This is a genomic window from Pseudomonas sivasensis, from assembly GCF_013778505.1.
GTDB classification, from domain to species: domain Bacteria; phylum Pseudomonadota; class Gammaproteobacteria; order Pseudomonadales; family Pseudomonadaceae; genus Aquipseudomonas; species Aquipseudomonas sivasensis.
Genome location: NZ_JAAOWU010000004.1, coordinates 298,098 through 311,802, shown reverse-complemented (window position 1 = coordinate 311,802; position 13,705 = coordinate 298,098). Strand labels below are relative to the sequence as shown.

8 protein-coding genes are annotated in these 13,705 nt (G+C 56.9%); 4 read left to right on the top strand and 4 right to left on the bottom strand.

Annotated elements, in window-relative coordinates; genetic code table 11:
* The first annotated feature begins 400 nt into the window (after window positions 1–400).
* Window positions 401–1,108, top strand: coding sequence for an acyltransferase family protein (locus G9Q84_RS10405; protein ID WP_274602996.1), 708 nt, complete (start codon window positions 401–403; stop codon window positions 1,106–1,108).
* A gap of 803 nt (window positions 1,109–1,911) precedes the next feature.
* Here G9Q84_RS10405 and cysC read toward each other — a convergent pair.
* The 3 genes from cysC to G9Q84_RS10390 form a co-directional block, all read right to left on the bottom strand.
* Window positions 1,912–2,499 carry an adenylyl-sulfate kinase gene (cysC, locus tag G9Q84_RS10400; protein ID WP_181643253.1) on the bottom strand — a complete coding sequence of 196 codons (588 nt, stop codon included), beginning with the start codon at window positions 2,497–2,499 and terminating at the stop codon, window positions 1,912–1,914.
* Window positions 2,500–2,808: 309 nt separating this feature from the next.
* Window positions 2,809–3,675 (bottom strand): EamA family transporter, encoded by an 867-nt coding sequence (locus tag G9Q84_RS10395; RefSeq protein ID WP_181643252.1) that lies wholly within the window; start codon window positions 3,673–3,675, stop codon window positions 2,809–2,811.
* A 64-nt stretch (window positions 3,676–3,739) separates the two neighbouring features.
* Complete coding sequence (locus G9Q84_RS10390) at window positions 3,740–5,350, bottom strand: methyl-accepting chemotaxis protein (RefSeq protein WP_420875419.1); 1,611 nt, start codon at window positions 5,348–5,350, stop codon at window positions 3,740–3,742.
* 403 nt (window positions 5,351–5,753) lie between these two features.
* Between G9Q84_RS10390 and aceK the strand changes: the two genes are divergently transcribed.
* Window positions 5,754–7,475: a bifunctional isocitrate dehydrogenase kinase/phosphatase gene (gene aceK / locus G9Q84_RS10385; RefSeq protein ID WP_032887694.1), complete on the top strand. Its 1,722-nt coding sequence runs from the start codon at window positions 5,754–5,756 to the stop codon at window positions 7,473–7,475.
* Between the two features lie 42 nt (window positions 7,476–7,517).
* Here the strand turns inward: aceK and G9Q84_RS10380 are convergent, their stop codons facing one another.
* The gene (locus G9Q84_RS10380) at window positions 7,518–8,072 is read right to left on the bottom strand and encodes a hypothetical protein (RefSeq protein WP_181643250.1); all 555 of its coding nucleotides are present in this window, start codon (window positions 8,070–8,072) and stop codon (window positions 7,518–7,520) included.
* A gap of 248 nt (window positions 8,073–8,320) precedes the next feature.
* Between G9Q84_RS10380 and hrpA the strand changes: the two genes are divergently transcribed.
* Together hrpA and G9Q84_RS10370 are read left to right on the top strand one after the other, a co-directional pair.
* Window positions 8,321–12,232: an ATP-dependent RNA helicase HrpA gene (gene hrpA, locus G9Q84_RS10375; RefSeq protein WP_181643249.1), complete on the top strand. Its 3,912-nt coding sequence runs from the start codon at window positions 8,321–8,323 to the stop codon at window positions 12,230–12,232.
* A gap of 328 nt (window positions 12,233–12,560) precedes the next feature.
* The gene (locus G9Q84_RS10370) at window positions 12,561–13,682 is read left to right on the top strand and encodes a beta-ketoacyl-ACP synthase III (protein ID WP_032887699.1); all 1,122 of its coding nucleotides are present in this window, start codon (window positions 12,561–12,563) and stop codon (window positions 13,680–13,682) included.
* Window positions 13,683–13,705: the final 23 nt, after the last annotated feature.

Below are 13,705 nucleotides of genomic sequence, written 5' to 3'. Positions count from 1 at the left end.
CTAGGATGTTTCTTTGGTCGATATGAGCACTAATCGGGCGTACGGCGGCCCCGGTTAGTGCGTTTTTTTGAGTTTTTCCGTGTCTAGAATATTTGCGTGAGGCGCTTAGTTTTTTACTCCGAACGGAGGTGTTTTTTAGTTGTTGTGTGAGCTATAAAATAATTATTAATTATTAATTATTAATTATTAATTATTTCTGTGTTTTTTTTTTTTTTTTGATTGGCGCGGTACAGGAGGGAATGTTGTGAATGATAATAAGATAACATCTATACAGTCAATGCGGGGTATAGCTGCATCCTGTGTTGCTTTATTCCATCTTTCAAGTATTACTTTTTTTCCGACAGTGAGTCCTCCTGGTTCAATTGCATGGTTAGTTGAGGCGGGCTAATCTGGATTTAGTTTGTTTTTTATTATAAGTGCGTTCACTATGTGCCTCTCAACAGAGGGGCGGAGTGAAAATGGATTTATTCCATTTTTCATACGTCGGTTTTTCAGAATAGCGCCATTGTTTTATCTCTGGATAGTGTTGGCGTGCGCACGGGATTATCTGCTTTTTGATAAGCTTCATACCGGAGCGGAGATTTTTTGGAATTCAATTTTCTTGATTAATTTCAAGAGGTATTATATTGAGGCTATTCTTTGGGCTGGTTGGACCATTGGAGTGGAGATGATATTTTATGCGTGCTTTCCGTTTGTATTTAAATTTACGAAAAGTGTTCGGGATTCAGCCTTGTTTTTAGCTGTTGTTACAGCGACAGGTTTGCAATGGTCGTCCCATTTTTTAATCGAACATAACGATGTGAAGTATGCAGCACTCGGCTTTGCTTCCAGGTTTCCGATATTTATTTTGGGCATTGTCTTGTATCGACTTTATTTGTTTTCTGATGTTATCAGTAAGGAAAGCCGCAGATATTTCTCTGTAATGGCAATTATGGCTGGTTTGGTGCTGATGATTTATACATCAGAACAAAAGATTGGCTTGGCGGGATTACCGGTTGATTACACACAATCCTTGGCATGGGCAGCAGTGATGTATGGACTTCTAATCAGCCCGCGCGGGCTTTTAAATCTTAAACCATTAGTGTTTGTTGGTGATGTGAGTTATTAGGTCTATTTGTCCCACGCCACGGTACTTCATCTTCTTTCCATGATGGGGCTCTTTTCCTGGATAGCATCTCTGACCGGGGGGCTGGATTTTTATTTTATTTTGGATCCTTTGTGGCTGGAATGATTGCTGTGCTCGCTATTTCTTACGTGACATATAGGCTAGTAGAAAGTCCGGGCATTCTCTTAGGCTCCCGGCTTTAAGAGGTTACCGGCTTCGTAAGCGGGTCATTAATGAGTAAGCGTTCCATAACCCGACTGGGCGTGTTTTGGTAGAGTAGTTCGTATCCGCCCTATGAACCTCCGCATGCGTAGGGCCGCTTATGGCTTGTGCAGGACTTCTATACATCGCAACCGGCAGAGGCTCGCGTTTGTTACGTCGCGTGGTCTAGGAGACCAATTGTCTGCATTTGTTTTATCATTACGCTTGACAGCGCTTTTAGCTTGGATCTTTCCGTTATTCGGCTCTCGCTCATTCGGCATTTTTAGCAAAAAATGGTCCTCAGGAAGTTCTTTTGGCATGACAATCATGCCCCAATTATACCTAATCAGGCGGCAACTTGATCCGCTAAAATCCTAGGCGGAAGCTGTATGCGATCATTGTGCAATCTGCAAGTAGGGATACATTTGGGGACGTGACTACCATTAGTCGCTATCAATGGCCGTACTACGCGCCCAATGCATTGCGGCCCCATGGCAATAGACCGATTGATGATAACCACCTCGCGTCGCTTACGTTCGATTAAAAATTTGATCGCCGCAGCAAAACTGTGAATACTAGCGCCGCTAATCACAACTGTCTTCAGCTTATGATTTTTCTTCCAGCTTCTTGATAATTCGGGCGACAGTAGTACTCAGGTCCTCCTCAAGCGTATTCACCCTTATTTGCGGTGCGGAAGGGTGTTCATACGCGGAGTCAATGCCTGTAAAGTTTTTTATCAGGCCCTCTCTTGCTTTTTTATAGAGCCCTTTTGGGTCGCGCCGCTCACATTCTGTAAGTGGTGTGTCAATAAAAACTTCTACAAAGTTCGCGTCGCCAATAACGCTTCTTGCCAGTGCCCTGTCGCGTAAAAAGGGTGATATAAAGGCCGTGATAACTATCAGGCCTGCATCTAAGAATAACTTTGCTACTTCTGAAACTCTTCGGATGTTCTCTTCGCGATCGGAATTGTTAAAACCTAGGTCTTGGCAAAGTCCGAGTCTGACGTTATCTCCATCGAGAAGATAGGTGTGACGTCCCGCGTTCGCTAGCTCCAATTCCAATGCATTTGCGATAGTCGATTTTCCCGCTCCACTTAAACCGGTAAGCCATATAACTTTCGGTTGTTGACCCTTGATTTTGGCTCTATGTTCAGCCGTAACGATTTGAAGCTGAGAAGTTATATTCTTATTCATCTGAACTCTTGTGTAGCAATGTGTGGGGGATCTGTTCTCTTTGTTACTCAGCTGTCATGGATCATTGCATTTAAAGTATTCATTATGCATCTTAGCTCTGACCAAGTGTAGCTGATGCTAGTTTGACGCTCAATTCTATTTCTAGTTCAATCACCGGGAATGCTTTGGAAACGCTGACGGTCATAGAGCATTATTTGAGAATATCGGCTCGACACTGTATTGGATCCATTCTGTGCTCTCTTCTCTTCGGATCGACTAATTGGGTCGCCTCAACCAATTTGTAATTGATGTCAGGCATTTCCATGGCCTTTAGTGGCGTGTGGCCCCAACACCAACCCCAACGCCCCCCCAAACATGCGCCATCGACAACGGCTCCCCCAACAACAGCGCCCTCCACAACACCCCAAACGGCGGGATCAAAAACGTTGTCGTCATCGACCGCACCGGCCCTATAGCCGTCATCAACCGAAAGTACGAAACATACGCAAACGCCGTACACCCCAACCCCAACCCGAGCAACGATGCCCACACCTCCCAGCCACCCCAGCTCGCGGGCGGATGCAGGGCGGCGCTGTAGGCGAAGAGCGGCAACAGAAACAACGTCGCGCCGAGCATGCTGCCCAAGGCGGACAGGCGACTGTCCAACCCGCCACGCTGGTCCAGCCAACGCCGCGCGAGGAAGCCGGCGAAGCCGTAACAGGTGGTCGCCACCAGGCAGGCCACTGCGCCCATCAACAGCTCAAAGTCAAAGGCCACCGGCCCGGCGCGCGTGAGTACGCCTACACCAAGCAGGCCAAGGCTCACCCCGGCGATTTTTGAAGCGGTGAGCCGTTCGCTGAAGAACAGCCCGCCGATCAATACGCCCATCAGCGGCGTGGTGGCATTGAAGATCGCCGAGTAACCGGCCGGCAGCACTTGGGCGGCCACGGAGTACATGGTCGCCGGGATCCCGGAGTTGATCACGCCGAGCAACAGGACTGTCTTGAACTTGCCCTGGAAATCCCATCGCACTCGCATTACTGCCAGCATCACCAGCAGGCCGGCAGCGGCAATCGATACGCGGAAAAACGCGGTCGGCACGGGGCCGATTTCCGGGGCGATGATGCGCATGAACAAAAAGCTCGCGCCCCAAATGGCAGCCAGCCCCAACAGGTACAGGGTGTCGACAGGTCTCACGGAATATTCCTACATCAATAAGGCCGCGAGTCTTGCCCAGTCACCTGTCCGACACAATCACTGTTTACACGACAAATCGCGTCACCAAACCGTTGAGGTCCACTGCCAGGCGCGATAATTCCTGGCTGGCGGCCGAGGTCTGGGTAGCGCCGGCGGCGGTCTGGGTGGACAGGTCGCGGATATTCACCAGGCTGCGGTCCACTTCGCGGGCCACCAGCGCCTGTTGCTCGGCGGCGCTGGCGATCACCAGGTTGCGCTGGCTGATCTGCGAGATGGCGGCGGTGATTTTCTCAAGGGCGCTGCCGGCGCTGTTGGCCCGTTGCAGGGTCTGGCCAGCGTGCTCTGCGCTGCTGTTCAACGCTTCGACGGTGTCCTGCGTGCCTTGCTGGATACCGCTGATCATCTGCTCGATTTCTTCGGTGGAATCCTGTGTGCGCTGCGCGAGGGAACGCACCTCGTCGGCAACCACCGCAAAACCGCGCCCGGCTTCACCTGCGCGCGCCGCTTCAATCGCAGCGTTGAGGGCCAGCAGGTTGGTTTGCCCGGCAATCCCACGGATGACTTCCAGCACCTTGCTGATGTCCTGGGCCTGTACCGCCAGGCCTTCGGCTTTGTTCGAGGCGCCGAGTACTTCATCCACCAGGTTCTGGATCGAGCTGATGGTTTCGCTGATCTGGTAGTGGCCGTGCTTGCTGTCTTCATCCGAGGCCTGGGACGCTTCGGCGCTGGACACCGCATTGCCCGCCACTTCGTCCACGGCCGCGCTCATCTGGGTAACGGCGGTGGCGGCTTGTTCGATTTCATCGTTTTGCGCTTGCAGGCCGCGCGTGCTCTGTTCCATCACCGAGCTCATTTCTTCGGCGGCCGAGGCCAGTTGTTGCGCCGATTCGCTGATCCCACGGATGGTGGTCTGCAACTGCGTCTGCATGGTGACCAGGGTGCCAAGCAGTTGGGCCGGCTCATCATTGCCGCTGACGTTGATCGGTTGGCTCAAGTCGCCGGCGGCGATGGTGCGCGCCACGGACAGCGCTTGGCTGAGCGGCGCGGTGATGCTGCGGGTCAGCAGCCACGCCAGCAGCAAAGTGGCGATCAGTGCAATCACGATGATCAGGCCGACCACCCATTGCGCGCTCGAATACATCTGTGCAGCGGAGTCCGCGGCGGCTTCGACACCGTTCTGATTGAAGACGATCAGCTTTTCCAAACTCTGGGTGAGGAGGGTGCCTTGAGGCGCAAGACGGTTGTTGAGCAGGTCAATAGCGTCTTGTTGCTGATCCTTATCGATCAAATCAACCATTTGGCCGACGATCGCCAGGTAGCCGGCCACGTCGGTTTTGACCTGCTTGAGCATCTCGCGCTCTTCGTCATTGGTCAGCAGGGTTTCATGGCGGGCCAGCAGGGTTTGCAGTTCGTTGCGCTGCAGGGTGATCAGGTTTCTGCTGTTGTCACGCACCCGGGACTCATCGGTGGTCACCAGGCGCAAAGCCTCCAGGCGGATACTGGCCGCGAAGGTCGCGCTGTCGTGGATATTCTCGATGCTCGGCATCCACGACTGCTCGATGACCAGCGCGCTTTCGCGCAGCTTGGCCATCTGCCCCAGGCCGAACAGGCCAACAATCACCAGCAAGCTGGTCAACACCCCAAAACTCAGACTGGCACGCAGACCGATCCTCATGTTCCTCAATGACATCTCAATGCTCCTTGGGCAATTAGAACCTGCTCCCGGATCGGTCTTTTGACCTTGTTAGGGTGGGAGAGGGCGCGCTGTATATCAAAGTGCCATCAAGGTGGTAATCGGGGTTTCCCTTAGTTGGATCCAACGCTAGAGGCGGGATCAAAATTGGAATCGACCCCGCAATTTCTGGCACGAGCTGCCAAGCCCCGCCGTTAGAGCCTATTGGCCAAACGGAGGACGACTAATAGGTGTTTTTATTGACCGTATGGTCGAATTAAAAAAATTGAAAACAAATGTACGATGTGAACGAAGTTGTACAACGCAGCGCAAAAAATCAGCCTTCTCCTGCTTACATACACTGGCTAAGCTCAGGGCTTCCCGATGCTCGTTCGAGGTTTTCCGCATGTCGCAACCCACGCCCGCCCTCGCTATCGCCCGCACGATCCTCGACGGCTTCGACGATTACCGTGAGCACTTTCGACAGATCACCGATGGCGCCCGCGAGCGTTTCGAAAAGGCCCAGTGGCAGCAGGGCCAGGCGGCGTCGGCGGCGCGGATCAACCTGTATGAAGAGAAGGTCTCTGAGGTGATCGCTGGCCTGCGCGCCCGTTTCGAAGACGCGGACTTACTGGATGTCGACCTGTGGCCCTTGGTCAAAAGCGCCTATATCGACTTGATCGACCTGCGTTTCGACGATGAGCTGTCCGAGACTTGGTACAACTCGATCTTCTGCGGCCTGTTCAGCCACGACCTGATCAGCGACGGCTGCATGTTTATCCACACCACTCGGCCCAGCCTGCGTCGGGCGCGGGCAGCGCAGACCCGCACCTATACGCCCGCCGGTAAAATCGGCGAGATGCTTGCGCAGATCTTTGCGGACTACCGTTTCAGCGAGCCCTACGCCGATCTGAACGCAGACCTGCAGCGCCTCGAAGCGCAATTACGGGAAAACTTGCCCGATTGGGTGTGCAAGGACCCGGACCTCAAGGTCGAGTTGTTTTCTTCGGTGCTCTACCGCAACAAAGGCGCCTATCTTGTAGGTCGCCTCTACACCCGAGAGGAACAATGGCCCCTGGTGATTCCGTTGTTGCACCGCGAAGGGCAGGGCATCCAGATCGATGCGTTGATCACCGACGAAGCCGATGTGTCGATCATCTTTTCGTTTACGCGCTCCTACTTCATGGTCGACGTACCGGTGCCCGCGGAGTTCATCGGTTTCCTCAAGCGCATCCTGCCGGGCAAGCACATCGCCGAGCTGTACACCTCCATCGGCTTCTATAAGCATGGCAAGTCGGAGTTCTATCGCGCGCTGATCAATCACCTGGCCACCACCGACGACCAATTCATCATGGCGCCGGGCGTGCGGGGCATGGTCATGAGCGTGTTCACGCTGCCGGGTTTCAACACCGTGTTCAAGATCATCAAGGACCGCTTTTCACCGTCGAAAAACGTCAACCGCGCCACGGTCATCGAGAAGTACCGGCTGGTCAAAAGCGTCGACCGTGTGGGGCGCATGGCCGATACCCAGGAGTTTGCCGACTTCCGTTTCCCCTTGAGCAAGTTCGAGCCCGAGTGCCTGGCCGAGTTGCTGGAAGTCGCCGCCGGCACCGTCGAAGTAGAGGGCGACACCGTGCTCATTCGTCACTGCTGGACCGAGCGGCGCATGACCCCGCTCAACCTGTACCTCGAAAACGCCAACCCCGCCCAGGTGCGCGAAGCCCTGGAGGACTACGGCTTGGCCATCAAGCAACTGGCGGCGGCGAATATCTTCCCCGGCGACATGCTGCTGAAGAACTTCGGCGTCACCCGCCACGGCCGCGTGGTGTTTTATGACTACGACGAAATCTGCTTTCTCACCGAAGCCAATTTCCGCCACATCCCCGAGCCACGCACGCCCGAGGATGAAATGGCGTCGGAACCCTGGTACTCCATCGGTCCGCTGGACGTGTTCCCAGAAGAATTCCCGCCGTTCCTGTTCGCCGACGCCGGGCAGCGCAAGCTATTTGATGAATTGCATGGCGAGTTGTACAACGCCGACTACTGGAAGGGACTGCAAGAAGCGATTCGCGCGGGGAAGGTGATTGATGTGTTTCCGTACCGACGCAAGGAGCGCGGTTACTCCTGAAGGGCGAGGTGTGCTGGAACCCCCGCCCTGAGTCGGCCGGCGTCAGACGATGACACATACGCCCTTGGTTGCCTCCACGCCCATGCTCCTTAAATGTTGCAGCGGGGGCCTCAAGTCACTTTGCTTGGGTAAGTAATGGCCTGACGTATTGGATAGACAGACTTTCCCCAGCAGGTTTTTTTTCATGTACCCGGCACTGACGATCTTCTGCGACTGACCGGGGCCAGCGCCGATTTCGGCAATGGCGGTGTGAGACATCCACTTGGGTGGCACGTTTTTGTCGATGTTGCCGACTACCAATTGGCCGCCCTGGGTAAGCACAAACTTATTCAACGAAGTTGGTTTATCCAGGATCTTCAGGTCTTTTGGCTGATTGACGTTCACCAACTGAGCTCTGGGGTTTTTGGGGTTCAGCGCCGCGCCTGCCAGGTGCAGCTCCGCATTCAGGTCCCGCGCTTTTGTATTGTTCAGCAGCGCATAGCCAACGGAAGTGCAGCAGGGTAACGGCGAGCCTTTATAAGGCGTGACGTCGTGATGTGTGTTGGCGTGTGAATGCGAGAAACTGCCGCTGGTAGAGCGATGGGGATCAATAGGCATACGAAATCCTCTTGGGGGGGCAGATTTGAACCCCGCGTCGCTCGCTCAATACATCGGATTTCAGCTTTAACGCGTGGGAACGGTGGTCGGATTTTTGTAGGAACCGTCCTTGTGATGGGGTTGCCAGCGCCGTTACCCGATGACGCAACGTCTCCCGTCCTGTCGAAATCTGCGACAATCGCGTCCATTCCATCGACTGATGCTGCGCAGGCCTCACCTGCCTCACCCAAAAGACCCTTGCCGCCCTGATGACTGACCAAGCGCCCGCTATTGACCAACTGCTGAAAAACCTCGATCACGCCATGCTCGCCGACCGCCACCGCTTGCGGCGGCAGTTGCTTGAGCTGCGCAAGAAGCCCGACGAGGAAAAACTGGCGCAGTGGGTCACGCGCATGCAGGCGTCCTGCGCCCAGGTCACGGCACGGCGCTCCAGCCTGCCGGTGATTCGCTACGACGACAGCCTGCCGATTGCCGCCAAGCGCGACGAGATCAAGGACGCGCTGAACAAACATCAGGTACTGATCATTGCCGGCGAAACCGGTTCGGGTAAAACCACCCAGTTACCGAAAATCTGCCTGGAAATCGGTCGCGGCCAGTACGGTTTGATCGGTCACACCCAGCCACGCCGGATTGCCGCGCGCAGCGTTGCCAGCCGGGTTGCCGAAGAGTTGGCCACGCCTTTGGGCGCGTTGGTGGGCTATCAGGTCCGGTTCGAGGATCAGAGCGATTCCAACACCCTGATCAAGCTGATGACTGACGGTATCCTGCTGGCGGAAACCCAGAACGACCGTTACCTGGAACGCTACGACACGATCATCGTCGACGAAGCCCACGAACGCAGCCTGAACATCGACTTCCTGCTCGGTTACCTGAAAACCCTGCTACCGCGTCGCCCGGACCTCAAAGTCATCATCACCTCGGCCACCATTGACCTGGAGCGCTTTTCCAAGCACTTCGACGATGCACCGATTGTCGAGGTCTCGGGTCGCACGTTCCCGGTGGACACGTGGTACCGCCCGCTGACCCTGGAGCAGGACGAAGAGGGCAACCGCGTCGAGGATGACTTGACCGTCGACCAGGCGATTCTCGCCACCCTCGATGAAATTGCCGCTTACGAGCGCAGCGAACGGCGCAGCCCCGGCGATGTGTTGGTGTTTTTGCCGGGCGAGCGCGAGATTCGTGACGCCGCCGAGATGCTGCGCAAGGCCCAGCTCAAGCACACGGAAATCCTGCCGCTGTACGCGCGCCTGTCACCGGCCGAGCAGCAGCGGATTTTCCAATCCCACCCGGGCCGGCGCGTGGTGCTGGCGACCAACGTCGCGGAAACCTCGCTGACCGTGCCTGGCATTCGTTATGTGATCGACAGCGGCACCGCGCGCATCAGCCGCTACAGCTACCGCGCCAAGGTGCAGCGCCTGCCGATCGAGGCGATTTCCCAGGCCAGTGCCAACCAGCGTAAAGGTCGGTGTGGCCGGGTCGAGCCGGGTATCTGCATCCGTCTGTTCAGCGAAGAAGATTTTATCGGGCGGCCGGAATTTACCGATCCGGAGATCCTGCGTACCAACCTCGCCGCCGTGATCCTGCAGATGCTGCACCTGCGCTTGGGTGAAATCACCGACTTCCCGTTTATCGAACCGCCGGATGGCAAGGCGATCAGCGACGGTTTCAACCTGTTGCAAGAACTCTCGGCCGTGGACCGCAACAGCCAACTCACCCCGCTGGGCCGCCAACTGGCGCGCCTGCCGGTGGACCCGCGCATGGGGCGCATGTTGCTGGAAGCCGCCAAGCTCGGCAGTTTGCAGGAAGTGCTGATCGTCGCCAGCGCCATGTCGATCCAGGACCCGCGCGAGCGTCCGCCGGAGCGCCAACAGGCCGCCGACCAGGCTCATGCACAGTGGAAAGATCCCGATTCGGACTTCGCCGGGCTGGTCAATTTGTGGCGCGGCTTTGAAGAACAGCGCCAGGAGCTCACGGCCAGCCCGTTGCGCAACTGGTGCCGCAAGAACTTCCTCAACTACCTGCGCCTGCGCGAGTGGCGTGATTCCCATCGCCAGTTGAGCCTGATCTGTCGTGACATGCAGTTGACCATCAACAAAGAACCGGCTGACTTCCCGAAACTGCACAAAGCGGTGCTCTCCGGCCTGCTCAGCCAGATCGGGCAGAAGACCGAAGACGGTGACTACCTCGGTGCGCGCCAGCGGCGCTTTTGGATTCACCCCTCGTCGGGTATCGGCAAGAAGCGTCCGCAATGGCTGATGACCGCCGAACTGGTGGAAACCACCAAGTTGTACGCGCGGATGGTCGCCAAGATCGACGCGGACTGGATCGAACCGCTGGCCGGGCACCTGATCAAGAAAAACCACTTCGAGCCGCATTGGGAGAAGAAGCGCGGCCAAGTGGTGGCGTTTGAGCAGATCACTTTGTTCGGGTTGATTGTGGTCGGGCGTCGGCCGGTGCATTACGGGCCGATTGACCCGGTGGTGTCCCGCGAGCTGTTTATCCGCGAAGGCCTGGTGCGCGGCGAGATTCAATCCCGCGCCAAGTGCCTCACGGCCAACCAGCAACTGCTGGAACAACTCGACGAACTGGAAGCCAAGGCCCGCCGCCGCGACATCCTGGCCGATGAAGAAACCCTGTACGCCTTCTACGACGCGCGTTTGCCGGCGGAGATCCACCAGACCGCCACCTTTGACAGCTGGTACAAGGTCAACAGCCAGAAAGACCCGCAACTGCTGATCATGCGCGAAGAAGACGTGCTCGCCCGTGAGGCCAGTGAAGTCACCGCCGCGCATTACCCGGACACCCTGCACTTGGGCGATCTGGAACTGGCCCTGAGTTACCACTTCGAACCCAACCACCCGCGCGACGGCGTGACCCTGCGCGTACCGGCGCCGCTGTTGCCGGCCTTGCCGCCGGAACGTTTGGAATGGCTGGTGCCGGGGGTGATCGAAGCCAAGTGCATCGCCCTGGTGCGCAACCTGCCCAAAGCGCTGCGCAAGAATTTCGTGCCGGTGCCGGACTTCGTAAAGGCCGCACTGCAACGCATCGAGTTCGGTCAGGGCTCGCTGCCCCAGGCGCTGGGGCGTGAACTGTTGCGCATGACCGGCGCGCGGGTCAGCGATGAAGCTTGGGCCGAGTCGGCGCAGCAGGTGGAAAGCCACCTGAAGATGAACCTGGAAGTGGTCGACGGCCAAGGTAAGTTCCTCGGCGAAGGTCGCGACTTGGCTGAGCTGACCGCACGCTTTGCCGAAGCCAGCCAAGCCGCGTTGGCCGTGCCGCAAACGGCGAAAAGCCAGCAGCCGGTGGAAGCCAAGGTGTTCGCCGCTGTGGCCGAGAAAACCCAGCAAAAGATCGCTGGGCTGTCGATGACGGTGTACCCGGCGCTGGTGGAAGAAAACGGTACGGTCAAGGAAGGTCGCTTTTCCACCGCCGCCGAGGCTGAGTTCCAGCATCGCCGCGCGTTGCAGCGTCTGCTCATGCAGCAACTGGCGGAACCGGCGAAATTCCTGCGCGGCAAGCTACCCGGCCTCACCGAGTTGGGGCTGATGTACCGTGAATTGGGGCGTATCGATGCGCTGGTGGAAGACATCCTGCTGGCGAGCCTAGACACCTGCGTGCTCGAAGGCGAAGCCAGCCTGCCGCGTGATGGCGCTGGTTTGGCCGCTTTGGCCGAACGCAAGCGCGGCAGTTGGACCGAACACGCCGAACGCCAGGCGCGCTTGACCCTGGAGGTGCTGAAACTCTGGCATGGCTTGCAAAAGCGCTTCAAAGGCAAGATCGACCTGGCGCAGGCGGTGGCCTTGAATGACATCAAGCAGCAACTGAGTCATTTGGTCTATCCAGGTTTTGTGCGGGAAACCCCGGCGCAGTGGTTCAAGGAGCTGCCGCGTTACCTCAAGGCCATTGAGTTGCGTCTGGAAAAACTGCCGAGCCAGGTGCAAAAAGATCGGGTGTGGAGCAGCGAGCTCAGCGGGCTGTGGGCGCAATACCAGAACCGCCTGAACAAGCATGCCCAGGAAGGTAAGCGTGATCCTCAGTTGGAGCTTTATCGCTGGTGGCTGGAGGAATATCGGGTGTCGTTGTTTGCCCAGCAGTTGGGCACCAAAGTGCCGATTTCCGACAAGCGCTTGAGCAAGCAGTGGACGCTGGTCGAGGCCTGATCCCTTCACGATTTCCAGCATCAACAGGTTTCAATGTGGGAGGGGGTTTGCTCCCGATGGCGGTCTATCAGAAACAAATTCTGTAACTGACACACCGCTATCGGGAGCAAGCCCCCTCCCACACATTAAAAAGGTGTTTGTCTGGGAAGTGGCGCCAAACCCCAGCGTTTGTGGCAAACTTCGCGCCCATAAATGCCGGGATCGTCGTAGCAGCGACGCGATGGAATAAAGCGATGCCAGTTTGATGTCCGCTGGGCGGAATAGAACTACTCACAGTTTGGTACGACGGTACCAATATCTTCTGCCTGACAGATTTAGAGGAACGACCGTGCATAACGTCGTCATCAGCGGCACTGGCCTTTACACCCCTGCCAACAGCATCTCTAACGAAGAGCTGGTGCAGTCTTTCAATACCTACGTGCAGCAGTTCAATGCTGACAACGCCGCTGCCATCGAGCGTGGCGAGGTGCAGGCGCTGACTGAGTCCAGCGCGGCCTTTATCGAAAAGGCGTCAGGCATCAAGAGCCGCTTCGTGATGGACAAAGACGGCATTCTCGATCCGCAGCGCATGGCCCCACGCCTGCCTGAGCGCAGCAACGACGAATGGTCGGTGCTCTGCCAGATGGCCATCGGCGCCGCCGAACAAGCCCTGCAGCGTGCGGGCAAGACCGCCGCCGACATCGACGGCGTGATCGTCGCTTGCTCCAACCTGCAGCGCGCCTACCCGGCCATTGCCATCGAAGTCCAGGAAGCCCTGGGTATCGCCGGGTTCGGTTTTGACATGAATGTGGCGTGCTCCTCGGCGACCTTCGGCATCCAGAACGCCGCCAACAGCATCCAACTCGGCCAGGCCCGGGCGATCCTGATGGTCAACCCGGAGGTCTGCACCGGCCATCTGAACTTCCGCGATCGCGATAGCCATTTCATCTTTGGTGACGCCGCTACTGCTGTGGTCCTGGAACGTGCCGACCTGGCAACGTCCGAGCACCAGTTCGATGTGGTGAGCACCAAGCTGCTGACCAAGTTTTCCAACAACATCCGCAACAACTTCGGCTTCCTCAACCGTGCGGCGGAAGAGGGCATCGGCGCGCCCGACAAGCTGTTCGTGCAGGAAGGCCGCAAAGTCTTCCGCGACGTATGCCCGATGGTGGCCGAGCTGATCGGCGTGCACCTCGAAGAAAACCAGTTGAACGTGGCCGATGTGAAACGCTTCTGGCTTCACCAGGCCAACCTGAGCATGAACCACCTGATCGTGAAGAAACTGCTGGGCCGCGAAGCCACGGTAGAAGAGGCCCCGGTGATTCTCGATACTTACGCCAATACCAGCTCTGCTGGCTCGGTGATTGCGTTTCACACCTACCAGGATGACCTGCCCAAGGGGTCGGTTGCGGTGCTCAGTTCGTTCGGTGCAGGCTATTCCATCGGCAGCGTGATCCTGCGCAAGCGTTGATCCTGCGACAGGCCTTGCAGTGA